Source organism: uncultured Roseobacter sp. (assembly GCF_947495275.1).
Taxonomy (GTDB): domain Bacteria; phylum Pseudomonadota; class Alphaproteobacteria; order Rhodobacterales; family Rhodobacteraceae; genus Roseobacter.
Map to the genome: position 1 here is coordinate 36,708 of NZ_CANLYL010000016.1, position 25,219 is coordinate 61,926.

A 25,219-nucleotide genomic window follows, 5' to 3' on the forward strand; every position below is an offset into this window, starting at 1 on the left:
TTGACTCGTGAAGGTAATGTGTCCAGTATGATTTACACTATTGTGTCCTAATTTAATGACACATTGCCAATGAAAGGGTTCCGCATGGGCATGACCACCAGAATCGAAGCGGCGCTTTCTTCGGCCATTGCGGTGGGGCAGGGGCGCGGGTCAGTACCTGCCCGACTGGCATCTGCGCTTGATTATGCAACCGCCCCTGGCGGGGCACGTATCCGGCCAACAATATTGATGTCCGTTGCGATGGCCTGTGGGGATGATCGTCCGGAATTGTCGGATGCGGCGGCCTCGGCTCTGGAAATGATCCACTGTGCGAGCCTTGTGCATGATGACCTGCCCTGTTTTGACGATGCTGATGTGCGCCGCGGAAAACCTTCTGTGCACAAAGCCTATTCCGAACCTCTTGCGGTGCTGACGGGTGACAGCCTCATCGTGCTGGCCTTTGAAACCCTGGCGCGGCAATCTGTTCATGCGCCTGATCGTGTGGCCCAGATGATCATGACCCTGGCGCAACGCACTGGCATGCCGGGCGGTATATGTGCGGGGCAGGGCTGGGAAAGCGAGGTCGAGATTGACCTCTCAGCATATCATCAGGCCAAAACCGGCGCTCTGTTCATTGCAGCCACGCAGATGGGGGCGGTTGCTTCGGGTCAGGAAGCGGAGCCATGGTTTGAGCTTGGCGCGCGTATTGGCGAGGCTTTTCAGGTCGCGGATGATCTGCGGGATGCGCTTTATGATGCTGAAACGCTGGGTAAACCGGTGGGACAGGATGATCTGCATGGCCGCCCGAATGCGGTATCGTTGCTGGGTGTGCAGGGGGCGATTTCCCGGCTCAAGGATATTTTGGGCGGTGCGATCGCATCGATCCCTTCGTGTCCGGGGGAGGCCCATCTGGCCGAAATGGTCCGGACCTATGCAGAGCGGTTGACGCCGGTTGCGCCGAATGTGACTGCTGCGCGCAGCAATGTCTGACACGGCTGGGAATCCACCGCGCTGGCGGGGGAGTTGGCTCAATCGGTTCATCGCGCGGCCCGGATTCCAGAGCTGGGCCAGCAAATTCCCACTGACACGAGGCCAGGCGCGCCGGGATGGCGCCGTTCTTTTCAATGTTGTTCAAGGGTTTGTCCAAAGTCAGGTGCTGATGGCTCTGGTGGAACTGGATATCTTGCATCGGCTGCGAGCTGGTCCGCAAACCGCGCAAGCCCTTGGCCTTGCGGCACAGGTGCCACCGGAAAAAATGCAGGTTTTGCTACAGGCTGCCGCGGCATTGAAGCTGCTCAAGCGTGACAGGGCAGGGCGGTTCGGCCTGGCGCGCAAGGGGGCGGCTCTGATGGGCGTGCCGGGGCTGGAGGCGATGATCCGCCATCATCATGCCTTTTATGCAGATATGGCGGATCCGGTAGCGTTGCTGCGAGATCCCGGCCACACCGCGCTTTCAGAATTCTGGCCCTATGTCTTTGGGGCCAAGGGGGACATTGATCCTGAGGTTGCCGAGACATATTCCGATTTGATGTCGCAGAGCCAGCAACTGGTTGCCGAAGACACATTGCGCGCGGTGTCCTTTGCTGATGTGCGGCATCTCATGGATGTTGGGGGCGGGACAGGGGCCTTTCTGGCCGCTGTTGGTCGCGCGGAACCTCATCTGAGGTTGACGCTCTTCGACCTGCCCGAGGTCACGCAATCGGCTGCCGCGCGTTTTGAGACCGAAGGCCTGCAGGCTCGGGCCCAGATCCACGCGGGTTCGTTCAGGGACAGTCCTTTGCCGCATGGCGCAGATATGATTTCGCTGATACGGGTTCTCTACGATCATGCGGATGAGACGGTCGCTGATCTTCTCGGGGCAGTTTTTGAAGCTTTGCCTGCGGGGGGGCGCTTGCTGGTGTCTGAGCCCATGGGCGGCGGCAGCACGCCCGACATGGCGGGCGATGTCTATTTTGCATTCTACACGATGGCGATGAAAACCGGTCGTACGCGATCTGCCGATGAGATTGCGGCGCTTTGTGCGGAGGCGGGATTCGAAGCGATCAATAGCCCGAAACCAGCCCGCAATTTCGTCACACGTGTGCTCACCGCCAGCAAGCCTCGGTGAATCATTTGAGCAAAGTGTCCGTTTTAGTTGACACAAAAATATGTCAGCTTAAACTGACAGAATGACAGCAATCTGCACGATGAGTCTTTGACGAAGATCAAATCGATCGGTGCAGATGAGGAGAGACACTTGGAAACCACTGCCGTTCTTCTGAAAGGTCCGCGCGATCTTGAAGTGGATAGCCTGACGTTAAAGTCGCCGGGTGCCGAGGATCTGGTGGTTGAAATTCTTCACTCCGGAATTTCGACTGGTACTGAAAAACTCTTCTGGACAGGAGAGATGCCGCCGTTCCCGGGCATGGGGTATCCTCTCGTTCCCGGTTACGAAGCTGTGGGCCAAGTCGTGGAAGCACCGTTATCGACAGGATACCGGGCCGGAGATCATGTCTTTGTACCGGGGGCCAACTGCTATGATGGTGCCTTCGGTCTTTTTGGGGGCGCGTCTTCGCGTGTCGTGACGGCGGCAGATCGGGTGACGCGAATCGATTCCGGTCTGGGCGCACAAGGTGCGCTGCTGGCGCTAGCCGCGACAGCGCGCCACGCTATGGCTGGTCTGAACAAATCCATGCCGGACCTGATCATTGGTCACGGCGTCCTTGGTCGGTTGCTTGCCCGGTTGACGATTGCTGCGGGCGCGCCGGCACCCGTTGTCTGGGAAATTGATCCGTCACGGCGCACGGGGGCCAGAGGATATCAGGTCTGTGCTCCGGATGAAGACGATCATGCCGCATATATGTCGGTCTATGATGCATCGGGCAGCGCGGATGTGCTGAACACGCTGATGGGGTGTCTGGGCAAGGGTGGCGAGATCGTTCTGGCCGGGTTCTACAAGGAGCCTCTGAGCTTTGCCTTTCCGCCGGCTTTCATGAAAGAGGCGCGTTTTCGGGTGGCCGCCGAATGGACCCATGATGATCTGGCGGCGACACGCGCGTTGGTGGAAAGCGGAACGCTCAGCCTTGATGGGCTGATTACGCATACGGCCGACGCCACGGATGCACCAGCTGCCTATGAGCGCGCCTTCTCCGACCCGGCGTGCCTGAAAATGATTTTGAACTGGAGGAACGTGGCGTGAAAGACGGTATCGACGAAAAGCGCCAGACCAAAGGTGACGTGCCAAACCTGAAAGAGTTCGACAAGCGGTTGCGCGACGAAGCTGCGGCAGAGCCAACCTTGGAGGTGCCGCAAACTGCGCCGACGTCCAAGACGCAGATCATCGCGATCTACGGCAAGGGTGGCATCGGCAAATCCTTCACCTTGGCAAACCTCAGCCACATGATGGCGGAGCAGGGCAAACGCGTGCTGCTGATCGGGTGTGATCCGAAATCGGATACGACCTCACTGCTGTTCGGTGGCAAGGCGTGCCCCACGATCATCGAGACCTCCACACGCAAAAAGCTCGCGGGTGAAGAGGTGAAGATCGGGGATGTCTGTTTCAAACGTGGTGGTGTCTTCGCCATGGAACTTGGCGGCCCCGAAGTGGGTCGCGGCTGTGGCGGGCGTGGGATCATCCACGGCTTCGAACTGCTCGAAAAGCTCGGCTTCCACGACTGGGATTTTGACTATGTGCTGCTCGACTTCCTGGGCGATGTGGTTTGCGGCGGCTTTGGCCTGCCGATTGCGCGCGACATGGCGCAGAAGGTCATTCTGGTCGCCTCGAATGATTTGCAGTCGCTCTATGTGGCGAACAACGTCTGCTCGGCGGTGGAGTACTTCCGCAAGCTCGGTGGCAATGTCGGCGTCGCTGGGCTGGTGATCAACAAAGATGACGGCACCGGCGAAGCAGCGGCCTTTGCCGAGGCCGTCGATATCCCCGTCCTCGCGGCGATCCCCCAGGATGATGACCTGCGCAAGAAATCCGCCAACTACCAGATCGTTGGAACGACGCAATCGCAATGGGGCGATCTTTTTGCGCAGCTTGGAGAGAATGTTGCCGTGGCCCCGCCCGTGCGTCCTTCACCGTTGGATCAGGACGGTTTGCTGGGCCTTTTCGATGCCTCCGAAACCGGAGGTGACATTGTACTTGAGCCTGCGACCGACGTGGATATGCGCGGCAAGAACGCAGAGCCGAAACCATCGCTGGAGGTCGTATATGATGATGCATGAACCCCAAATCCGTTCGTCCGAGCAACAGCCCGACACTGGCCGGAAGGACATGCTCGCCGACCAGATCATGCAGCTTTTGCAGGATATCGGTTTTCTGCCAAGCAGGTCAGATGACCAGACGCCAGGTAGACTGAATGAAAAAGCTTGATCATTTCACACACAGTCAACTCGCGGTGGACCGTGGGGCGCGGATGTGTGCGCAGTCGGACGCGCGATCAGAGTCCAGTCAGGAAGCGATAGAACAGTCGCGAGAGTTGGCCGATGAATTGACGAGCGATCAAAGCCCCGATCAACGGGTAAAGCCCGAGTGAAAAACGAGATCACATATGACGACGCGGACAGCGTGCAAGTGATCAAAGGTCATCCCAACGGGGATATCCAACGGGCCCCCACGGGCGCGCACGAAACGGCGGCGCCGGAACAGGGGTGTCACTCCGGCGGCGATATGGCGGAGGCGGCGCGGCTGGCCGGAAAGTCAGAGATACTCGATAAATTCAGAGCGGATTACCCGATAGGCCCACACGACAAACCCCAATCGATGTGCCCGGCCTTCGGGTCTTTGCGCGTGGGATTGCGGATGAAGCGTGTCGCGACGGTGCTGTCGGGTTCAGCCTGTTGCGTCTATGGCCTGACCTTTGTGTCGCATTTTTACGGCGCGCGCCGGTCGGTCGGCTATGTGCCGTTCAATTCCGAAACGCTTGTGACAGGTAAGCTCTTTGAAGACATCCGCGAGAGCGTGCATGAGCTGGCGGACCCGGATCGGTATGACGCAATTGTGGTGACCAACTTATGTGTCCCTACGGCGAGCGGGGTTCCGCTGCGGTTGTTGCCGGATGAAATCAATGGCGTGCGTATTGTGGGCATCGACGTGCCCGGCTTTGGCGTGCCCACCCACGCCGAGGCCAAGGACGTGTTGGCAGGCGCGATGCTGGAATACGCCCGCAAAGAGATCGAGGCTGGGCCTGTTGCGCGTCCCAAGGGCGGCAAACATGACCGCCCGACCGTGGCGATGCTGGGCGAGATGTTCCCGGCCGACCCAATGATGATCGGGCAGATGCTCAGCCCCATGGGGCTGGCCGCAGGGCCCGTTGTGCCCTGTCGCGAGTGGCGCGAATTATACGCAGCACTTGATTGTGGCGTCGTGGCCGCGATCCATCCTTTCTACACCGATGCCGTGCGCCAGTTTCAGGCGGCGGGCCGCGCGGTTGTCGGCTCCGCCCCGGTGGGTCGCGATGGGACGGCATCGTGGTTGGCGGCTATAGGCGCGGCTTATGGTGTTGCGGCTGACAAGATCGCGGCTGCCCAAAACGCTGTTCTGCCAGCGATTGCCGGTGCGCTTGCCGGCAAACCGATCGACGGGACGATCACGTTGTCGGGCTACGAGGGCTCGGAACTTCTGGTTGCCCGTCTGCTGATCGAAAGTGGCGCGAAGGTTCCTTATGTCGGTACGGCCTGCGCCAAGTCGCCGTGGTCGGAGGATGATGCGGATTGGCTGATGGCAAAGGGCACAAAGGTTCAGTTCCGCGCATCGCTTGAAGATGATTGCGCCGCGATGGAGGCGATCCAGCCCGATCTGGCCATCGGCACGACACCTGTTGTGCAGAAAGCCAAGCAAAAGGGCATTCCCGCCCTCTATTTCACCAACCTGATTTCGGCACGTCCCCTGATGGGTGTTGCCGGTGCCGGATCATTGGCTGAGGTGATCAACGCGGCGATCGCCAACAAGGGCCGTATGAACCGGATGAAAGCCTTTTTCGAAGGTGTTGGCCACGAAGATACTGCAGGCGTCTGGGAGGGCACGCCCAACCTGCGACCTGATTTCCGCGCCCAGCATCAAAAGAAGCTCGACAAGCAAGCCAGGGCGGCAAAGGCCGCGCAGATGGTATGAGGTGTGCAACTCCATATAACCGCGCTCGACGTGTTGGAGGTGCCGCATGCTAGTCACCGATCATGATCGCGCAGGCGGCTACTGGGGGGCAGTTTACGCTTTTTGCGCTGTGAAAGGTTTGCAGGTTGTGATTGACGGTCCCGTTGGCTGCGAGAACCTGCCCGTCACCTCTGTGTTGCATTACACCGATGCGCTGCCGCCCCATGAGCTGCCCATTGTGGTCACAGGTCTGGGCGAGGGCGAAATGGGGTCTGGCACCGAAGAGTCCATGAAGCGGGCCTGGGACACACTTGATCCGGCGCTGCCAGCCGTGGTGGTGACGGGATCAATCGCCGAGATGATCGGCGGCGGCGTCACACCGCAGGGAACAAACATCCAGAGGTTCCTGCCGCGCACCATTGATGAGGATCAGTGGGAAGCGGCGGATCGGGCGATGACGTGGATCTTTACCGAATTCGGTATGACCAAGGGTCGGATGCCGCCTGAGAAGAAACGTGAGGAAGGTGCGCGTCCTCGCGTCAATATCCTCGGCCCGATGTATGGCACGTTCAACATGCCATCCGATCTGGCCGAAATCCGCAGGCTGGTCGAAGGGATCGGCTGCGAGGTCAACATGGTGATGCCCCTGGGCGCGCATGTGGCTGAAATGAGAGATTTGGTAAATGCGGATGTGAACATCTGCATGTACCGCGAGTTCGGGCGCGGGTTGAGCGAGCTTCTTGCCAAGCCGTATCTACAAGCCCCGATAGGGGTCGAGAGTACTACCAAGTTCCTGCGCGCACTGGGGAACCTGGTGGGCCTCGACCCCGAACCTTTTATCCGCCAAGAGAAGCATTCCACGATCAAACCGGTCTGGGATCTTTGGCGCTCCGTCACGCAGGATTTCTTTGCCACGGCGAGTTTCGCCATCGTGGCCAATGAAACCTATTCCCGAGGCATCCGGTTGTTTCTCGAAGATGACATGGGGCTGCCTTGCGCCTTTGCTGTTGCGCGCGTAGCCGGGCAGAAAACCAACAACGAGGAAGTGCGCGCCCTGATGGGGCAAAAACGGCCTCTGATTGTGATGGGCTCGATCAACGAGAAAATGTACCTGGCCGAGCTCAAGGGAGGGCACGGGCCATCCCCTGCGTTTATCCCGGCAAGCTTCCCGGGTGCTGCCATTCGGCGACATACCGGAACGCCCTTCATGGGGTACGCGGGAGCGACCTATCTTGTGCAGGAAATCTGCAACGGGCTCTTTGATGCGCTCTTCCATATCCTGCCGCTCGGCACGGAGATGGATGCCACGGATGCAACGCTGACGCCGTTGCGTCGCGATTTCCCGTGGGATGCGGATGCGCAGGCCATGCTGGACCGGATTGTGGAAACCCACCCGGTTTTGACACGAATTTCAGCCGCGAAGACATTGCGCGATGCGGCAGAGGCGGCGGCACTTGCCGCCGGAGACGAACGGGTGGTGGTCGATACCGTCCGTGCGCTGGACCCGGCACTAGCCGATATTCCCAGAGAGGATCAGACATGAGTGACATGACATCTGACATGATTGAAACGGCGATGGAGACTTCGGGTGAAAGTCCAAATCGCAAAGCGGTGAAGACCGAGTTCATGGTCTATTTTGCCATCATATTTCTGGCGACCCTGCCTTTGGCGACCCTGACCTGGGCGCTGTCGGCGATCCGGACGCGCAGCTTTACCGAGAAGGGTCCGATGGCCCGCGCCTGGACGCAAGCGCGCATCATTACCCCGATGATCTTCTCGGCCTGAACGATCTCGCGCCGCGGGGCTGGCAAGGCCGGCGGCGCGACCCGACTGCTCGACCGACGTGCGCCTGTCGAGTTCAAAGACTGTCCGCCTCTCAACAAGGTGAGCAGACCCCCGAGGGGGGTAACCCCCAAAGGACCCGGCCGCGGGGTGCGCGGCGTCAGCATAGCGTTCCGGAGGAATACTTATGGCTGATAATACCGACCTGTCCTTCACAGGTCTCACAGACGAACAGGCGCAGGAACTGCATTCCGTCTACATGAGTGGCCTCTGGCTATTCTCGGCGGTGGCTGTGGTCGCACATTTGGCGACCTACATCTGGCGTCCTTGGTTCGGTTAAGGAGAGATGGATATGGCAAAGTTCTACAAGATCTGGCTCATCTTCGACCCCCGTCGCGTTTTCGTGGCGCAGGGCGTGTTCCTCTTCCTTTTGGCTGCAATGATCCACCTTGTGGTGCTCAGCAGCGGCCTGAACTGGTTCGAGGCGGCAGCTGCCGCAGGTGGTCAGTAAATCCTGAGCGCTCGGCAAGGCGTGCTTTTGATCGACTGACAACAAAATACTGCTGCGGGCGGCCTGAGTGTGCGCCTCTGCCCGCAGCGAACAAGGGACATAATAATCTGACGGCCTCCGCCTTGATCTAGGCGTGCCGCACACACGCGGAGAGTGAAGATGGCGTTGCTCAGCTTCGAAAGAAAATATCGCGTCCGCGGAGGGACGCTGATTGGCGGCGATCTGTTCGACTTCTGGGTGGGTCCGTTTTACGTGGGCTTCTTCGGCGTTACGACGACCTTTTTCGCCCTGTTGGGGACAATCCTGATTTTCTGGGGCGCTAGCCAGCAGGGGACTTTCAATCCCTGGCTGATCAATATTGCGCCACCTGATCTGAGCTACGGGTTGGGGCTGGCACCGTTGATGGAAGGCGGGCTCTGGCAGATCATCACGATTTGCGCCACCGGCGCTTTCATCTCCTGGGCGCTGCGCGAAGTTGAGATTTGCCGCAAGCTGGGCATGGGCTATCACGTGCCTGCCGGATTCTCCTTCGCAATCCTCGCTTACATGACCCTTGTGATCTTCCGCCCGTTGCTGATGGGCGCTTGGGGGCATGGGTTTCCTTATGGGATATTCAGCCACCTCGATTGGGTCAGCAACACCGGCTACGCCTATCTGCATTTCCACTATAACCCGGCGCATATGCTGGCGGTGACGCTCTTTTTCACAACCACGCTGGCGCTGGCGCTGCATGGCGGGTTGATCCTGTCCGCGGCCAACCCGGAGAAGGGCGAAGAGGCCAAGACGCCAGATCACGAAGACACCTTCTTTCGCGATTTCATCGGTTATTCCATTGGCACATTGGGCATCCACCGTCTGGGTTATCTGCTGGCGATCAACGCGGTCTTCTTCTCCGCCGTCTGCATCATCATCTCCGGTCCCGTCTGGACAGCAGGCTGGCCCGAGTGGTGGAACTGGTGGCTCGACCTGCCGATCTGGGGTGAACCCGTCGCCGTGGGAGGGATGTGATCATGATGTATCCTGAATATCAGAATATTTTCACACAGGTGCAGGTTCAGGGCACGCCCGAAATGGGCATGGATGACGCCGGCAACAACATGATGGAAGAGCGGGTCGGCAAACCGTTTTTCAACACGCTCGCGGGCCTTTTTGGCAACGGCCAGATCGGCCCCTATTACTGGGGCTGGACCAGCATGGTCGCCTTTGGCACGGGGCTTGCGTGGTTCTTTATCGTGGGCTTCAACATGCTGGCGCAGGTCGGCTGGTCAATCCCGCAGTTCATCCGGCAGCTTTTCTGGCTGGCGCTTGAACCCCCCTCCCCGGAATACGGGCTGACGATGCCGCCGCTGAATGACGGCGGATGGTATATCATCGCCAGTTTCTTTTTACTGATCTCGGTGATGACATGGCTCTTGCGGGCCTATTTGCTGGCCGAACAGCACAAGATGGGCAAGCATATCTTCTGGGGGTTTGCCGCCGCTGTCTGGTTGTTCCTTGTGCTGGGTCTCTTTCGTCCGATCCTGATGGGATCGTGGTCGGAGGCGGTGCCTTACGGCATTTTCCCGCACCTTGACTGGACCACGGCGTTTTCGATCCGCTACGGCAACCTCTATTACAACCCCTTCCACTGTCTGAGCATCGTGTTCCTTTATGGCTCCGTGCTGCTGTTTTGTATGCACGGCGGCACCATTCTGGCGGTCACACGTTACGGCGGCGACCGTGAGCTGGAGCAGATTTACGACCGTGGTACCGCAACTGAACGCGCGGCCCTCTTCTGGCGCTGGACCATGGGTTTCAACGCCACCATGGAAGGCATCCACCGCTGGGCGTGGTGGTTTGCCGTGCTGACCCCCATCACCGGCGGTATCGGCATCCTGCTCACCGGCACGGTGGTCGACAACTGGTTCATCTGGGCGCAGGAACACAACTTCGCACCGATCTATGACGGGTCCTACGGCTACGCGGATTACGGCTCCTATGAGGCCTTTATCGGGAAGGAGAACTGATCATGCTGCCCAAGTGGTTTGACAAATGGAACAAGGACAACCCGACGAATATCTTCGGACCGGCCATTCTGGTCGGCGTGGCAGGAGGTGCTATCTTCGCCGCGGCCATGGTTGTGGCCTGGGGTAATCCGGCGCAAACGGCTTCCTTGCAAACGGGGCCAAGGGGTACAGGCATGTCTGTGCCGGAGTTCAACGTTGTGCGCACCCTGCCTGACCCGACAATCGAGGATTACTACACCGAAGAACCCTATGTTCCCGAAGGTGGCGAAGAGTTGGCAGGGGACATCTATGAAAATGTCCAGGTGTTGGGCGCATTGACGGATGACAATTTCAACCGTGTGATGGCGGCTATGACGCAATGGGTCTCGCCGGAAGAGGGCTGTGCCTACTGTCACGGAGATGGCGATCTGGAAACCTATGGTGAGGATACGCTTTATACCAAGGTCGTCGCCCGTCGCATGATCGAGATGACTCAGAACATCAATGAAAACTGGGACGGTCACGTGAACGCCGAAAAGCAGGTTGGCGTGAATTGCTACACCTGCCATCGCGGCGAGAACGTGCCATCGGAAATCTGGTTCAAGATTTCGCCGGTGAATGCTTCGGCGGAAGGCTGGACGGCCAATCAGAACCGGGCAACCTCGCTCAGTCAGTCAACCTCATTGCCCTCGGATGCACTAGAGAAATACCTGCTCGATGGTGAGACCATCGCCGTGCATTCGCTGGAAAGCCGCGAGACTGGTGTGCCGGGGGGCGAGGATTATGCCTCCATTCAGGATGCTGAACGCACCTATTCGCTGATGAATTACTTCGCCAACAGCCTCGGGGTGAATTGTGTTTTCTGTCACAACTCCCGCGCATTTTACGACGGCAGCCAGGTGACACCGCAGTGGAGCACGGCAAGCCTTGGCATTCTGATGGTGCAGGAATTGAATAATGATTACCTCGTGCCGCTGGCGGAAACCTATCCTGAAGAGCGCCTTGGCCCGATCTATGCGGATGCCCCGAAAGCGGCCTGCAAGACCTGCCACAAGGGCTACCAGCAACCCATGCAGGGGATGAACGTAATAGCAGACTGGCCTGAGCTCGCGACGACTGAGACCCCGGTCTACGAATGAGGTCAGGGGCGGTGTTCAGATCGCCCCTGACTCAGCCGCGCACGGATCATCGGCTTCCTTGATCCGGGCTAAGGGGTCCTAGGCACCCCTGTTCCCTTCCTGTTGGCTACAGGAACCTGACGTCGCAACCGGGCTCACCCCCGGATGCGACGTCAACTTTCCCGAGGGGCGGAAACCGGGCTTTGGCAAGAGCCCCGTGTCCCTCAAGACAGGAGATGTGCGCAATGACCAAGATAAACACACCAACCCTCGACCGCGTGGCAGGTCCGGCGGACCTGCGCCAGATGACGGATCGCGAATTGGCGGATGTCGCCACTGAACTGCGCGCCGAAGTGATCGATGCCGTCAGCCACACCGGCGGGCATCTGGGATCTTCTCTGGGCGTCGTTGAATTGTCCGTTGCCATTCACGCGGTGTTCGACACGCCACGTGACAAGCTGGTCTGGGATGTGGGGCATCAGTGCTACCCGCATAAAATCCTGACGGGCAGACGTGATCGCATGCCGACGCTGCGGCAGGGTGGGGGGCTTTCGGGCTTCACCAAACGCGCTGAATCCGAATACGACCCCTTTGGGGCGGCGCATTCCAGTACCTCCATTTCCGCAGCCCTCGGGTTCACCATCGGGCGCGATATGGGTCAGCCGACGGGTGACGCGGTGGCCGTGATCGGCGATGGCTCGATCAGTGCGGGTATGGCCTATGAGGCATTGAACAATGCAGGCTCGGAAGGGCGGCGCATGTTCGTGATCCTAAATGACAACGAGATGTCGATTGCCCCACCCGTTGGCGCGATGTCCTCCTACCTCTCTTCGCTCTCCGATCTGACACGCAAAGGCCCCTTTGGCGGATTGGTCGCCGTGGCCGAAGGGATGGAGCAACTGGCCCCCAAACCGGTCCGCGAAGGCGCGCGGCGCGCGCGCGAAATGGTCACCGGGCTGGAAAGCCGTGGCACCTTTTTTGAAGAGCTTGGGTTTGATTACATCGGTCCCATCGACGGGCATGACATGAACCAGTTGCTGAGCGTACTGCGCAGTGCCCGTGCGCGCGCAACTGGCCCGGTCCTGATCCACTGCTGTACCGTCAAAGGCAAAGGGTACGCGCCGGCTGAAGGATCAGCCGACAAATACCATGGTGTGTCGAAATTCGACGTGGATACCGGCGTGCAATCCAAGGCCAAGGCAAATGCGCCGTCCTACACCGGCGTATTCGGTGATGCGCTGACAGAGGCCGCCGCGCGTGACCCCAGAATCGTCGCCGTGACAGCCGCCATGCCAAGCGGCACCGGTGTGGACCGCATGGCCAAGCGGTTCCCGGCACGGGTTTTTGACGTAGGCATTGCCGAACAGCACGGCGTGACCTTTGCCGCTGGCATGGCTGCGAGCGGGCTGAGGCCGTTTTGTGCGATCTATTCCACCTTCCTGCAACGCGGATACGATCAGGTGGTGCATGATGTGGCGCTGCAAGGCCTGCCGGTCCGGTTTGCCATCGACCGGGCGGGGCTCGTGGGTGCAGACGGCGCAACACATGCGGGCGCTTTTGACATCGGGTATCTTGGGGCGCTGCCGGGTATGGTCGTCATGGCCGCAGCGGATGAGGCCGAACTTGTGCATATGGTCGAAACCGCTGCCGCACATGACAGCGGACCCATCGCCTTTCGCTATCCACGCGGCAATGGCACCGGTGTCGCACTGCCTGAAAAAGGCGAGGTGCTTGAAATCGGCAAAGGCCGTATGATCGAAGGAGGACAGGGAGACGTGGCGCTCTTGTCGCTTGGCACGCATCTTGGAGAATGCGACGCGGCCCGCACAATCCTTGAAGCAGAAGGCATCAGCGTTTCAATCGCTGATGCCCGCTTTGCCAAGCCGCTTGATATGGCGTTGATCACCACTCTATCTCAGTCACATAGCGCGCTGATCACGGTTGAACAGGGGGCCAAAGGCGGTTTCGGTGCGATGGTGCTGCAGGAAATGGCGGCCCATGGGTTGCTTGATCACGGATGCCGCCTGCGCACGTTGTGCCTGCCGGACAGATTTATTGATCAGGCAGCACCGGCTGAGATGTACAGGGATGCCGGTGTTGACGCCGAAGGGATCGTGCAAACGGTGATGGATGCGCTTCAACATGATCGCAAGGTGATTGATCTCGGCCTCGCCCGGCATACCCGCGACTGACGTCAGGCATTCTGATCGCGCCAGCAGGGCAGCAAATCACCCGGCGCGGGCGTTGCATGAAAGACGGCACGGGCGATGGCGCGCGACAGGCACAGTGATGCCGCATGCCCGATCAGACCCGCATCGCCCGCCGGTTTCGCGCCTGTGGACAGGGCAAAGACCAGATCCCCATCCCCCGGAGTGTGCGCCGGAACAATTGCGCGGGCTATGCCGTCATGGGCGGCGACGGCCACGCGGTGGCATTGGGATTTGCTCAGTCGCGCATCTGTTGCAACTATGGCGATTGTCGTATTGCCACCCTGAGAGACCAAATCGCGTTTGCGGCTGGGCAGGTCAAGACCCAGACCGGAACGGCTGTCTGGCCCGAACCCCCCGAATTCGGTGCCAATTTCATAAGGTGCCGCATAGAAATGGCGATCCCCCGGTGTGGTTGCCGAGCCCAGCGGGTTGGCGGCGACCAAAGCGCCGACCATGCTGCCGTCGTCCAGTCGCAGAGAGGCTGAACCCAATCCACCTTTGAGCATTCCGGTCAGCGCACCGGTGCCTGCGCCAGCGGTGCCAAGGTCAAATTCAGCGCGTGCCGCATCAAAGGCCGCGCGGCCCAGTGCTGCATATGGGTTCTGTGTCCAATCTTTCTGACCGCCATTCAGCAGATCAAAGAGAATGGCCCCCGGCACAATCGGAACTCTGACCGGGCCCACCGGAAAACCGCGCCCGTTGGCCCTGAGCCCGTCAACTACGCCGGAACAGGCATCCAGCCCGAACGCGGACCCACCCGAGAGCACCAGCGCGTCTACTTCTGTCACGGTTTTGTCCGGTGCCAGCAAATCCGTTTCCCGCGTGCCCGGTGCGCCGCCCATCACATGGACAGAGGCCACGAAAGGCGCGTCCGCCGTGACAACCGTGCAGCCTGATTTCAGCGCGGCATCCTGCGCGTTTCCGACACGCAGGCCAGTAACATCGGTGATCAGATTACGGCGGCCCGGTTCCATCATCCGGCGTCTTCGCAGAAGGCTTCCCATGGCATGATGCGTATATCCCCCATCCGCTAGATCCGGGGCTTTGGGGCCGCTGTTTCGGGATCACCGGTGTTTGGCTCGCCCTTGGGCTCGATCAGAAGGACTTTGCACTCGGCTCGTGCGCGGGGGCGATGGGTCACACCTTTCGGGACAACAAAAAGCTCCCCTGCTTTTACCGGATGCGAAGCGTCTTGCAGGTCCATGATCATCTCACCTTCGAGCACAAGGAAGAAGTCATCCGTGTCCTCATGCAGATGATACGGAAACTCGCCCTGAAACCGTACCACCATGACTTCATTGTCATTGTAGTCCGCCACCACATGGGGGTCCCAGTGGCTGGTAAACTGCGCGAGTTTCTCAGCCAGATTTATCGGTTTCATATGCAGCGCCCTCCATCGACTTCCATCGCGATACCGGTGATCATGGAAGCCTCCTCCGAACATAAAAAGCAAGCGGCATTGCCCATGTCCTGCGGTGTCGAAAACCGGCCCAGCGGAATGGTGGCCAGAAACTTGGCACGCATTTCGGGCGTATCCTCACCCATGAATGATTTGAGCAGGGGTGTTTCGCCCGCGACTGGGTTGAGTGCATTGACCCGCACGCCATGGGGTGCGAGTTCAACCGCCATTGCCTTGGTCGCCGTGATCATCCAGCCCTTGGAGGCGTTGTACCAGTTCAGTCGGGGGCGCGGCGAAACACCAGCTGTTGATGCGATGTTCAATATGGTGCCGGTTGCACGTTCTTTCATGTGCGGGACAATAGCGCGGGCGGTGAGATACACGGATTTCACGTTTACGGCCAGAACCTGGTCAAAATCCTCTTCGGTGACCTCTTCCATGGCGGCGGGCAGATGTGTGATGCCCGCATTGTTGATCAGAATATCAATGTGGCCCCATTCTTTCATCGCCTGTGCGACCATTGCGCCGACTGAATCACCATTTGCCACGTCGACATGGCAGGCAATGGCGTGATCGCCCATTTGCTCAACGAGGCTTTGTGCGCCTTCCCTGTTAAGGTCCGCAATCATGACCCGGGCACCCTCGGAGGTAAACTTGCGAACGATGCCTGCGCCAAAACCTGAGGCACCGCCTGTCACAATCGCCGTTTTTCCCGTCAGTCGCATGTTAACCTCCCTAGATCTGGTGCTTCAGAACCCATCTGTTGTGCCCGTCGCTGTCTGGCGTTGCCGGGGCATATCGGTGGGGGACAAAGCCTTCGCGCGCCCAGAAATGCAACGCACGAGGATTGGATTCCAACACGGCAAGTTTGAGCATGCTCATGCCCGCCTTGCGCGCCCTTGTCTTGATCAACTGTACCACATTGTGCCCGATGCCGCTGCCACGATATGCAGGGTCCAACAATAACAACCCGATCCACCAGTCTGTTGGCAATTCATAGCCTTTGGCAATGCAGACGATGCCGGTCATGGCCGTTTGCTGCATGACCCCGAAATTCATCAGGTCGGATTTGATCAAGCCGGGCGGGACGGCCTCGAAAAAATCATCAATGAATGCGGCATTGGGGGCGTGGCCCACCTCAAGGATCACGTAATCCGCGGCCCGCTGAGCAAGGTCCAAAGCATCTTCGCTGTGATCTCGCTGGTTTATCGGCAACAGCTTGATGTCAGACATGGGTGGCTGTTTGCTCCTGCCTGTTGATCTGGGGAAGCTGTGGCACGGCTGCCAACAGTTTTTTCGTATACGCGTGTTGAGGATCGGTAAAGACCGCTTCTGTCTGGCCTTGCTCTACGATCTCTCCTGCTTTCATGACCATGACCCTGTCGGTGACCGAACGTACCACACTGAGGTCGTGAGATACAAAGAGATAGGTCAACTCGTAGGCCCGGCAGAGATCGGCCAGAAGGTCAAGTATCTGCGCCCTGACAGACACATCCAGTGCCGAGACCGCCTCGTCAAAAAGGATCAGGTCAGGTCGGATGATCAGCGCGCGGGCAATTGCGATCCGTTGTCTTTGCCCGCCGGAAAACTCATGGATATAGCGCCCTGCATCCTGAGGTTTCAACCCGACGTCTGTCAGGGCCGCATCTATGGCTTTTTGCCTGTCAGCGCCGGCCGGCGGTTTTGTGAGCAAATGGAATGGTTCCGTGATCAGACGGGCGACGCGGTGCCTGGGATTGAAGCTGCCGAAGGGGTCCTGAAACACTACTTGCATACGCCTGCGAACCTCGAAATCGGGTCGTCCTTCGGGGCTGACGGCGGCACCATCGAGCATTATCGTGCCTGATTGCGGGGTTTCCAGACCAAGGATCGCGCGTGTCAGCGTGGACTTGCCGCACCCGCTTTCACCCACCAGCCCCAGCCTTTCACCGCGCATCAGATCAAAGCTCACGTCCTTCACGGCGTCGAATGTACCGGGTGGTTTCAACAGGGTGCGGCGCGGTAAACGGTAACTGCAAGAAAGATTTTTGACGCTCAATAAGGGGCGTGGTTCGGGCGGTTCTGGCAGATCGACCTTATGCGAAGAGGCTTCAAAGAGCATGCGCGTATAGGTGTGGCGCATATCTCGCAACAGATCCGCGGTCGGCGCCGTTTCAACGATTTCGCCGTGCCGCATGACGGCAATGCGGTCCGCCATATCGGCAACAACCGCAAGATCGTGGGTGATCATGATGAGCCCCATGCCAAAATCAGCCACGAGCGATTTGAGCAGATCGAGGATCTGCGCCTGTGTCGTCACGTCCAGGGCTGTTGTCGGTTCATCAGCGATCAGCAGTTTTGGCCGCAGGGCAATGGCGATGGCGATCATAACACGCTGCCGTTGCCCGCCGGACAATTCATGCGGATAGCGACTGAGCGGGAAACGCTCCGGCGGCAGACCGACCCTTGTCAGGATGTCTTCGGCCTGTTTGCGGGCGTCCGCGGCGGAGAGGGCCGTGTGAATGCGGATGGTTTCTGTCACCTGTCGGCCAATTTTGTGCACAGGGTTCAGGGCCGTCATCGGCTCCTGAAAGATCATGCCGATGTCATTTCCCCGCAAGTGGCACAGCTCGCTTTCGGTGAGCGACATCAGATCCTTACCATCCAATGCGATCTCTCCCGTCGCTTCGGCACCGTTTGGCAGCAATTGCAGGGCGGCCAGTGCCGTCATGGATTTTCCGGAACCACTTTCCCCGGTGATGGCGACGATCTCTCCTTCTGCGACATCAAGGCTGACATCGCGCAGGATGGGCGTGTCTTGAATGCGCAGCGACAGGTTTTTGATCTGCAAAAGGCTCATGTACGCTGCCTTTGCAACCGTGGATCAAGCGCATCGCGCAGACCGTCACCCAGCAGGTTCAGGCCCAGCACAATGCCGATGATGGCGAGGCCGGGGAAGATCGCCAGATGCGGCGCAAAACCAACCATCGTCTGGGCATCCGCCAGCATCCGGCCCAGCGAGGGCGTCGGCGGTTGCACGCCAAGCCCGACAAAGGACAAGGCGGCCTCCACCTGAATGCCAAGGGCAAACTGAACGGTGCCCTGAACGATCAGGAGATTCAGCACATTGGGCAGAATATGTTCGATGGAGATATGGACACGGGATTTCCCGGCGACCTGTGCCGCCATGATGAATTCGCGTTCCCAAAGTGGCAGAGCGCCGCCTCGTGTGACACGGGCAAAGACGGGAATGTTGAAAATGCCAAAAGCAACAATCGCATTGATCGCCGACGGGCCGAATACAGCCGTGATCAGAATAGCCATGACCAGCAGCGGGAAGGCGAAGATGATGTCGTTTCCGCGCATGATGAACTCGTCCAGCCAGCCGCCTTTGCGCATGGCGGCGATCAGCCCCAAAGGAACCCCGAAGCACAAGCCGATGGCGAGCGCTACAGCGGCCACGGCGATCGAGGTACGCGCGCCCACCATGATCATGCTGAGGATATCGCGGCCCAGATGATCTGTCCCCAGAATATGGGTGCCGCCGGGTGTTTGCAGTTTATCGGGGATGTTAAGGCTGGTGTGGTCAAAGGGCGTCCAGACCAGTGACAAAAGGGCCAGCAGGATAAAGAAGGCGGACAGGATTGCTCCCAGAACAAGGGTCCGTCTCATGAGCGTGACCTCAAGCGCGGGTCAACGGCGGCATAGGCCAGATCCACCAGGAAATTGATCACAATGACGCCGAAGACGACCAGCATGACCACGGATTCCACCACAATCAGGTCGCGGGCCGAGATGGATTGAAAAATCAGCCGTCCGAGGCCGGGCAGGTAAAACACCTGTTCAATGATGATGGTCCCGGCGAAGAGAAAGGAAAATTGCAACCCGATGATCGTGAGCACCGGGATCAGAGCATTGCGCAGACCATGCCGCCAGAGCGTTTGTCGTTGGGACAACCCCTTGGCGCGAGCGGTGCGCATGAAATCCTCGCCCAGCACATCCAGCAGGGCGGATCGCATCACCCGTGTCAGGATGGCGGCCTGCGGCAGAGCCAGGGCAATCGCCGGCAATGTGAGCGATTTCAGCGCGCCCCAAAACCCTTTGTCCCAGCCGGGAAAGCCGCCTGCGGAAAACCAGCGCAAATGGATTGCAAAGACCAGCACCAGCATCATGGCGAACCAGAAATTCGGTACGGCCACACCCAGTTGCGTGGCTCCGGTGACGCCAAGATCGCCCGCTTTGCCGCGCCGTGCAGCAGCGTAGAGCCCGGCGGGAAAGGCGATCACGATGGAGAGGGTCAGCGCATAAAGCGCCAGCGGGATCGACACCCCGATGCGGTCGGCCACCATGTCGGAAACCGGTGTACGGTAGGTGTAAGAGGTGCCGAAATCGCCCGTCAGCATGCCTCCGACCCAGTTCAGATAGCGCTGTGTCTTTGACACATCGAGGCCAAGTTCGTTGCGCAGGGCGTCGAGGGTTTCGGGCTGCGCGTTGATGCCCAGCATGAACGAGGCCGGATCGCCGGGGGCCACTTCTATCACGACAAAAATGATGCAGGATGCAACAGCGAGGCTGAGGACCAGCGAGATCAGTCGTTTGAGCACATAGCGCAGCATTGTGGAGACGTTAGGCGGTGGCTTGCCCTGGGTCCAGAGGGGTTGTTGATTGCGGCCAATGGTTTAGGTCTGCTCTCATGGGTCAACCACGTTTCATCGGTGCTGAAATATTCCGTCATTCCAGCTATGGGCGCTGGCACCCGCTGCGCGTGCCGCGTGTCAGCACTGTGATGGATTTGTCCCGGGCGTTGGGCTGGCTGCCGCCAGAGCAATTCATCACTGCCCCACGCGCGAAACCCAAAGCCCTTACCGCGTGGCATACACCGGACTACATTGATGCATTGCAACGTGTCGAAGCCGATCAATTCGCCACGGCCGAAGACACCGCGCGCCACGATCTGGGGTCCATCACCAACCCGGTTTTTCCGGAAATATATCGCCGTCCGGCCACCGCTGCGGGTGGTTCGCTATTGGCGGGCGAATTGCTGCGGGAGGGGGGTATCATCTATAACCCACCCGGCGGCACACATCACGGCATGCCTGACCGCGCCAACGGGTTTTGCTATCTGAACGATCCGGTGCTGGCCATGCTCAGCCTGCGCCGCAACGGTGTCCGGCGCATTGTCTATGTGGATATTGATGCGCATCACTGCGACGGGGTTGCTGTCGGGTTTGCGGGTGATCCCGATTGTCTGATGATTTCGGTACATGAAGAACGCCTTTGGCCCAAAACCGGCGTGCTTGAAGACACGGCAGATGGTTCAGCGCTGAATCTGCCGGTGCCGCGGGGTTTCAATGACAGTGAAATGGGGTTCATCAGGGACGCGTTGATTGTGCCGCAAACGACAGCCTTTCGACCCGATGCCATTGTCCTGCTCTGTGGTGCCGATGGCGTGGAGGAAGACCCGCTGGCGCATCTGAGCCTTTCCAACAATGCGCATTGGGCCGTTGTCCGGGCCTTGATGGGTGTCGCCCCGCGATTGCTGGTTCTGGGGGGTGGTGGATATAATCCGTGGTCTGTTGGGCGGCTCTGGACGGGGGTTTGGGCCGCCCTGAACGATTTTGAGATTCCCGATCGCCTTCCGGTGGTGGCAGAAGACGTCCTGCGCGGTCTGAAGTTTGAAGGAAATCGCCTTGGTAAGAACCCGCCTGAGCATTGGTTCACGACGCTGCGCGATGTGCCGCGTGACGGCCCTGTGCGGGATACGATCAAGGACCGCGTGCGGGTTCTGATACAACGATCAATGGGAAGAGAAGTGTAGTCCAAATAAAGTGAAGGGAAAACCGAGCACGGTGTGACGTGGGTACAACGTCGGTTCCGTTTCGGTTTTCCCTTCGGTGGGAGGCACATTTCCTGCTCGAAATGTCAGGTTTTTTTGGGCCTGTCCCGTACCGGTGCGTTCGGGGGAATTACACCGGCATATTGTCGAACATGTCTTCGATAACTTCTTCCTTCAGCACGTTATTCAGCCGAATGAGCCGCTGCGGGACAACTTCCCCGCGGGCGCTTAAAGTTGCGATGACACGATCAATTTGAGGTACGAGTTCCAGTCTTTCCTTTTGTGAAGCTTTTTCGATCTGTTGTTCCAGTAGAGAGGCGCGCTGTTCGAGAGGGGTCAATGCAGTCTCCTTTTTGAGCAGAAAATCGAGTGACAGTAGTGATTGCAGCTTTGCCTATTCCAAGGTTGGCACAAACAAGTATACACGCTTAAGTAGAAATTTTGCAAGTAACTGCTCAAGAATTAAGCAAGGAATTTCCGAAAAGATTGGCTTTGGACACTTTACAGACAGCGCGTGTCTCATCACTGCCCCAGCCTACACAGGCAATTCTGCATTTGTATTGATCTGAATCCGGACAAGTTGCGTCAATTTGAGACAGCGCTAAGACGCCTCACCGAGCTGGTAGGCGCAAAATTGCGTACAGTGATAGAGGTCAATTGCCCCAGGTCACCGCCGTGAGATCAGTTGCCTGTGTCGGGGCATTTGCCCACAAACCCTGCAATTCCGCTTTGGCAACAGAGAGTTGCGCGAGTTGGAACAGGTAACCGTTCACGTAGTCGTCGGCGATGATTTGTTGCGCTTCACCCATTAGTTGGCCGCGCACATCCGGGTCGGTCGTGCTGTTCAATTTGGTAATAAGCGCCTGAAAATCAGGATTGTCGTATTGGAAGTAGTAGTCGGGGTTGGCGTAGATGCCGATGTCCATCGGTTCGGTGTGGCTGACAATGGTCAGGCCAAAATCCTTGCCGCGAAAAACTGATTCGAGCCACTGAGCCCATTCGACATTGTTGATCTTGGCAGTGATTCCCACTTCAGCCAATTGCGCGGCGATGATCTCGCCGCCCCGGCGAGCATAAGAGGGGGGAGGCAGGTACAGCGTCGTCTCGAACCCGTCTGCCAGCCCGGCCTCGGCCAACAGGGCTTTGGACTTTTCGGGATCAAAAGCAGACTGACCTGTCAAATCCTTGTAAGCGGGATTATGAGGCGCGAAATGCGTCCCGATGGGTGTGCCATAGCCGAACATGGCGCCGTCGATAATGGCCTGGCGGTCAATGGCATGCGCAACGGCCTGCCGGACCAGAAGATTGTCGAAGGGCGGCAATTTGTTGTTGGTGCTCAGAATGGTTTCGCCTTCTGTCGACCCCACCAGCACCTGAAATCTCGGATCCGCTTCGAATTGCGGCAGGTTCTCCGGTGCCGGAAAGGCGTAGAAGTAATCCACATCCTCAGCCATCACGGCGGCAAAAGCGGCAGTGGGATCAGAGATGAACTTGAAGGTTGCCGCCTCCAGACTGGCGGGTGTGCCCCAGTAGTCAGGGTTTCTCACCAGTTCGATCCTGTCGCTTTGTACCCACTCGACAAACTTGAACGCGCCGGTGCCGATGGGCATCTGCTTGATGTTTTCGATGCTTTCTGGGGCCACGATCACCGCATCACCCCAGGCAAGATTGAAAAGCATATTGCCGTTCTGTTCGCTCAACGTGATTTTGACGGTCAGCGCGTCGATGACGTCAACTTTGGCGATGGCCGAATACAGCGCTTTCTGGGCGTTGGCACTGTCTTCGGCAAGAATGCGGTCGAGAGAGAACTTGACATCCTCCGCGTCCATTGTCGTGCCATCATGGAAGGTGACACCTTCCTGCAATGTGAAGGTGTAGGTCAGGCCATCGTCAGAAATCTCCCAGCTTTTCGCCAGACCCGGCACAATGGAGCCATCTGCCATGAACCGTGTCAGACCCTCAAAGACATTGGTATAAAGCACCGAGTCGATGGCTCCGGCGGCGGCAGAGGTCGGATCGAGGTGCGGTGGTTCCAGCTGCAATGCGACGGTAATGTCCGTCTGGGCGGATGCCGTGATCCCAAAAGTTGCGAAAGCGGTGGCAAAAAGGGCGGTTTTCAACGTTGACATGACTGTCCTCCGTGTAGGGGCGGGGCACGGGTGCCGCGCCCTGATTTGTGGTGAAGTGTCACAACAAACCCGGCAGCAATCAAGTGGCAGGCGGGCGGTTTGCCGTAGATTTTCGGGGAGCACATTGTTATCTGGCAGCGAAAGCTGATCGGAGGATTGCGGATCATGAGTGCCACAGCGCAGAAAAAAGCGCCGATGCCCACCGACATCAGGGCCCGCAAGGGCGGCACGCCCCTCGTCAGCCTAACCGCCTATACGACACCGATGGCACAGCTGATGGATGCGCATTGCGATTTCGTTCTGGTCGGCGACAGCGTTGGCATGGTGCTGCACGGCTTGCCCTCCACGCTGGAGGTCACGATGGAGATGATGATCCTGCATGGGCAGGCTGTGTCACGCGGTTTGAGTCGCGCGATGATGGTCATCGACATGCCTTTTGGCAGCTATGAACAGAGCCCTGAGCAGGCCTTTGACAGTGCAGCGCGATTGATGCGCGAGACCGGCGCGGGTGCTGTCAAGCTCGAAGGCGGGCAGCATATGGCCCCGACAATCGACTTTCTGGTCAAACGCGGCATTCCGGTGATGGCGCATATCGGGCTGACCCCGCAATCCATCAACACGCTAGGGGGCTATACCGTTCAGGGGCGCGGGCCACACGCTGACACGCTGATGCAGGATGCAAAGGCCGTGGCAGAAGCGGGTGCATTTGCGGTCGTGCTGGAGAAGGTGCCAGAAGGTCTGGCCGACCGGATCACGGCACAGATCAACATCCCCACAATCGGCATCGGGGCCTCTGCGGGGTGTGATGGGCAGATCCTGGTGGTGGATGACATGTTGGGTCTATTCACGGCTTTCAAAGCCAAATTCGTGAAACGCTACGCGCATCTGGGGGAAGAAGGGGAGGCGGCCATTGCCGCCTATGCGAGAGAGGTGCGCGCCCGCCGTTTTCCCGGCCCGGAACATGTTTTTGCCGATGAAGCCCCCAAACCGAAGGCCGGGACATGACCGCACCGATCATCCGGCATCTGACCGACTTGCGCGCATGCACCAAGGCGTGGCACCGAGCGGAAGAAACCATTGGCGTGGTGCCGACCATGGGCGCGCTGCATGATGGTCACCTGAGTCTCGTTGCCGCCGCCAAAGCCGCCTGTGACCGGGTGATTGTGACGATCTTCGTCAATCCCAAGCAGTTCAACCAGTCAACGGATCTCGACAATTACCCGCGCACCGAAGAAGAGGATGCGCGCAAATTGGCGCGTTTTGAGGTTGATGCAATCTACGTGCCGGATGTGACGCAAATCTACCCTGAAGGGTTTGCGACAAATGTATCCGTCGGGGGCATGACAGATGTGCTTTGTGGCGCACACAGGCGCGGGCATTTCGACGGGGTTGCGACCGTTGTCACCAAGCTTTTTACCCAAACATCCGCTGACAAGGCGTTTTTTGGCGAAAAGGATTTTCAGCAACTCATGGTCGTGCGGCGTCTGGCGCGCGATCTTGATCTGGGCGTCGAGGTCGTGGGCTGCCCGACCATCCGCGAAGAGGACGGATTGGCCATGTCGTCACGCAACTTGCTGCTGTCCGACAGGGCCCGGGTGAACGCGTCGCGCCTCATTGAGATCATGGAGGATGTGGCCGGGCAACTCGGCAGCGGGGCGGATTTCGCGCCGCTGCAGGCCAAAGCCCTGACACGTCTTGCCGCCGCGGGGTTCACGGATATTGACTACTTTGAGCTGCGCGCCTGCGATACGCTGGCCCTGCTTGCGCGACCAAGCGCGCCTGCGCGGCTTTTCGCGGCAGCATGGCTGGCGGGTGTCCGGCTGATCGACAATATCGACATTCCGGCGGCGCGCTAAGAGTATTCATCCAATTTGGACAGGCGCGCACGGAACCATCTCTCAAGCGCCTCCTGTGTCATGGCGCCGGTCACGACATCAACCACGATGTCGTCAATCCGGTCACCGGGTCTCACCGCCAGATCATAACCGCTGTTGAGGCAAAGTACCTCAGTGGTCAACCATGCGCTACGCTTGTTTGCATCGTTGAAACCGTGAGAAGTCGCCAGGCCGTGCAGCAGGGCCGCAGCCTTCTTGTGAATGGCGCGGTGATAACCGTGGTAGGGTCTGCCGATAGCACCCAGAATGCTGTCGAGATTGCAAATGCCTGGCAGTCCGCCGAAGGCTTCGAGCGATTGTTCATGGGCTTCCAGCACATC

The 25,219-nt window shown here is 58.9% G+C and carries 27 protein-coding genes; 17 read left to right on the forward strand and 10 right to left on the reverse strand.

Going from position 1 to position 25,219, the window contains the following annotated elements:
- Positions 1-84: 84 nt before the first annotated feature.
- From Q0802_RS21440 to dxs, 14 genes are all read left to right on the forward strand, one after another.
- The gene (locus tag Q0802_RS21440) at positions 85-969 is read left to right on the forward strand and encodes a polyprenyl synthetase family protein (protein ID WP_298921993.1); all 885 of its coding nucleotides are present in this window, start codon (positions 85-87) and stop codon (positions 967-969) included.
- Entirely contained in the window at positions 962-2,086 is a 1,125-nt protein-coding gene (locus tag Q0802_RS21445; RefSeq protein ID WP_298921916.1) for a methyltransferase, read from the forward strand. The genes Q0802_RS21440 and Q0802_RS21445 overlap by 8 nt, the downstream gene beginning before the upstream one ends.
- 129 nt (positions 2,087-2,215) lie before the next feature.
- Positions 2,216-3,157, forward strand: coding sequence for a chlorophyll synthesis pathway protein BchC (gene bchC / locus Q0802_RS21450; RefSeq protein ID WP_298921917.1), 942 nt, complete (start codon positions 2,216-2,218; stop codon positions 3,155-3,157).
- On the forward strand, positions 3,154-4,188 hold the full coding sequence (locus Q0802_RS21455) for a chlorophyllide a reductase iron protein subunit X (RefSeq protein ID WP_298921918.1): 1,035 nt from the start codon (positions 3,154-3,156) through the stop codon (positions 4,186-4,188). The genes bchC and Q0802_RS21455 overlap by 4 nt, the downstream gene beginning before the upstream one ends.
- Positions 4,189-4,322: 134 nt before the next feature.
- Positions 4,323-4,499 (forward strand): hypothetical protein, encoded by a 177-nt coding sequence (locus Q0802_RS21460; protein ID WP_298921919.1) that lies wholly within the window; start codon positions 4,323-4,325, stop codon positions 4,497-4,499.
- On the forward strand, positions 4,496-6,076 hold the full coding sequence (gene bchY, locus Q0802_RS21465; RefSeq protein WP_298921920.1) for a chlorophyllide a reductase subunit Y: 1,581 nt from the start codon (positions 4,496-4,498) through the stop codon (positions 6,074-6,076). Before Q0802_RS21460 ends, bchY begins: the two co-directional genes overlap by 4 nt.
- Before the next feature lie 46 nt (positions 6,077-6,122).
- The gene (gene bchZ, locus Q0802_RS21470; protein WP_298921921.1) at positions 6,123-7,598 is read left to right on the forward strand and encodes a chlorophyllide a reductase subunit Z; all 1,476 of its coding nucleotides are present in this window, start codon (positions 6,123-6,125) and stop codon (positions 7,596-7,598) included.
- Complete coding sequence (gene pufQ, locus Q0802_RS21475; protein WP_366523348.1) at positions 7,595-7,840, forward strand: cytochrome PufQ; 246 nt, start codon at positions 7,595-7,597, stop codon at positions 7,838-7,840. The genes bchZ and pufQ overlap by 4 nt, the downstream gene beginning before the upstream one ends.
- Positions 7,841-8,024: 184 nt before the next feature.
- A complete protein-coding gene (pufB, locus tag Q0802_RS21480) occupies positions 8,025-8,177 on the forward strand; it encodes a light-harvesting antenna LH1, beta subunit (protein WP_195822146.1) in 153 nt (50 codons plus the stop codon).
- Between the two features lie 12 nt (positions 8,178-8,189).
- Positions 8,190-8,348, forward strand: coding sequence for a light-harvesting antenna LH1, alpha subunit (pufA, locus tag Q0802_RS21485; RefSeq protein WP_013984575.1), 159 nt, complete (start codon positions 8,190-8,192; stop codon positions 8,346-8,348).
- 159 nt (positions 8,349-8,507) lie between these two features.
- On the forward strand, positions 8,508-9,356 hold the full coding sequence (gene pufL / locus Q0802_RS21490; RefSeq protein WP_298921923.1) for a photosynthetic reaction center subunit L: 849 nt from the start codon (positions 8,508-8,510) through the stop codon (positions 9,354-9,356).
- 2 nt (positions 9,357-9,358) lie between these two features.
- The gene (gene pufM / locus Q0802_RS21495) at positions 9,359-10,354 is read left to right on the forward strand and encodes a photosynthetic reaction center subunit M (RefSeq protein WP_298921924.1); all 996 of its coding nucleotides are present in this window, start codon (positions 9,359-9,361) and stop codon (positions 10,352-10,354) included.
- 2 nt (positions 10,355-10,356) lie between these two features.
- Complete coding sequence (gene pufC / locus Q0802_RS21500; protein WP_298921925.1) at positions 10,357-11,472, forward strand: photosynthetic reaction center cytochrome PufC; 1,116 nt, start codon at positions 10,357-10,359, stop codon at positions 11,470-11,472.
- A 224-nt stretch (positions 11,473-11,696) separates the two neighbouring features.
- Positions 11,697-13,643, forward strand: coding sequence for a 1-deoxy-D-xylulose-5-phosphate synthase (gene dxs / locus Q0802_RS21505; protein WP_298921926.1), 1,947 nt, complete (start codon positions 11,697-11,699; stop codon positions 13,641-13,643).
- A 2-nt stretch (positions 13,644-13,645) separates the two neighbouring features.
- Here dxs and Q0802_RS21510 read toward each other — a convergent pair whose 3' ends face one another.
- The 7 genes from Q0802_RS21510 to Q0802_RS21540 are packed head-to-tail and all read right to left on the reverse strand — an operon-like array spanning position 13,646 to position 19,655.
- Positions 13,646-14,635: a P1 family peptidase gene (locus Q0802_RS21510; RefSeq protein ID WP_298921995.1), complete on the reverse strand. Its 990-nt coding sequence runs from the start codon at positions 14,633-14,635 to the stop codon at positions 13,646-13,648.
- Between the two features lie 56 nt (positions 14,636-14,691).
- Positions 14,692-15,042: a cupin domain-containing protein gene (locus tag Q0802_RS21515; protein WP_298921927.1), complete on the reverse strand. Its 351-nt coding sequence runs from the start codon at positions 15,040-15,042 to the stop codon at positions 14,692-14,694.
- A complete protein-coding gene (locus Q0802_RS21520; RefSeq protein ID WP_298921928.1) occupies positions 15,039-15,785 on the reverse strand; it encodes an SDR family oxidoreductase in 747 nt (248 codons plus the stop codon). Before Q0802_RS21520 ends, Q0802_RS21515 begins: the two co-directional genes overlap by 4 nt.
- Positions 15,786-15,795: 10 nt before the next feature.
- A complete protein-coding gene (locus Q0802_RS21525) occupies positions 15,796-16,293 on the reverse strand; it encodes a GNAT family N-acetyltransferase (protein ID WP_298921929.1) in 498 nt (165 codons plus the stop codon).
- Positions 16,286-17,899 carry an ABC transporter ATP-binding protein gene (locus Q0802_RS21530; protein WP_298921930.1) on the reverse strand — a complete coding sequence of 538 codons (1,614 nt, stop codon included), beginning with the start codon at positions 17,897-17,899 and terminating at the stop codon, positions 16,286-16,288. The genes Q0802_RS21525 and Q0802_RS21530 overlap by 8 nt, the downstream gene beginning before the upstream one ends.
- On the reverse strand, positions 17,896-18,711 hold the full coding sequence (locus Q0802_RS21535; protein ID WP_298921931.1) for an ABC transporter permease: 816 nt from the start codon (positions 18,709-18,711) through the stop codon (positions 17,896-17,898). The genes Q0802_RS21530 and Q0802_RS21535 overlap by 4 nt, the downstream gene beginning before the upstream one ends.
- A complete protein-coding gene (locus Q0802_RS21540) occupies positions 18,708-19,655 on the reverse strand; it encodes an ABC transporter permease (protein WP_298921932.1) in 948 nt (315 codons plus the stop codon). The genes Q0802_RS21535 and Q0802_RS21540 overlap by 4 nt, the downstream gene beginning before the upstream one ends.
- Before the next feature lie 77 nt (positions 19,656-19,732).
- Here Q0802_RS21540 and Q0802_RS21545 point away from each other — a divergent pair, with 77 nt between their 5' ends.
- Complete coding sequence (locus Q0802_RS21545) at positions 19,733-20,857, forward strand: acetoin utilization protein AcuC (protein WP_298921933.1); 1,125 nt, start codon at positions 19,733-19,735, stop codon at positions 20,855-20,857.
- A gap of 148 nt (positions 20,858-21,005) precedes the next feature.
- Here Q0802_RS21545 and Q0802_RS21550 read toward each other — a convergent pair whose 3' ends face one another.
- Together Q0802_RS21550 and Q0802_RS21555 are read right to left on the reverse strand one after the other, a co-directional pair.
- On the reverse strand, positions 21,006-21,215 hold the full coding sequence (locus Q0802_RS21550; protein WP_298921934.1) for a hypothetical protein: 210 nt from the start codon (positions 21,213-21,215) through the stop codon (positions 21,006-21,008).
- A 313-nt stretch (positions 21,216-21,528) separates the two neighbouring features.
- Positions 21,529-23,004: an ABC transporter substrate-binding protein gene (locus Q0802_RS21555; protein WP_298921935.1), complete on the reverse strand. Its 1,476-nt coding sequence runs from the start codon at positions 23,002-23,004 to the stop codon at positions 21,529-21,531.
- Positions 23,005-23,169: 165 nt separating this feature from the next.
- On the opposite strand from Q0802_RS21555, the gene panB reads away from it, so the two are divergent.
- Both panB and panC read left to right on the forward strand, forming a co-directional pair.
- Entirely contained in the window at positions 23,170-24,009 is an 840-nt protein-coding gene (gene panB, locus Q0802_RS21560; protein ID WP_298921936.1) for a 3-methyl-2-oxobutanoate hydroxymethyltransferase, read from the forward strand.
- Positions 24,006-24,860: a pantoate--beta-alanine ligase gene (panC, locus tag Q0802_RS21565; protein ID WP_298921937.1), complete on the forward strand. Its 855-nt coding sequence runs from the start codon at positions 24,006-24,008 to the stop codon at positions 24,858-24,860. The genes panB and panC overlap by 4 nt, the downstream gene beginning before the upstream one ends.
- Here the strand turns inward: panC and Q0802_RS21570 are convergent.
- Complete coding sequence (locus Q0802_RS21570) at positions 24,857-25,216, reverse strand: Fic family protein (RefSeq protein WP_298921938.1); 360 nt, start codon at positions 25,214-25,216, stop codon at positions 24,857-24,859. The two genes, panC and Q0802_RS21570, sit on opposite strands and share 4 nt — an antisense overlap.
- Between the last annotated feature and the right edge of the window lie 3 nt (positions 25,217-25,219).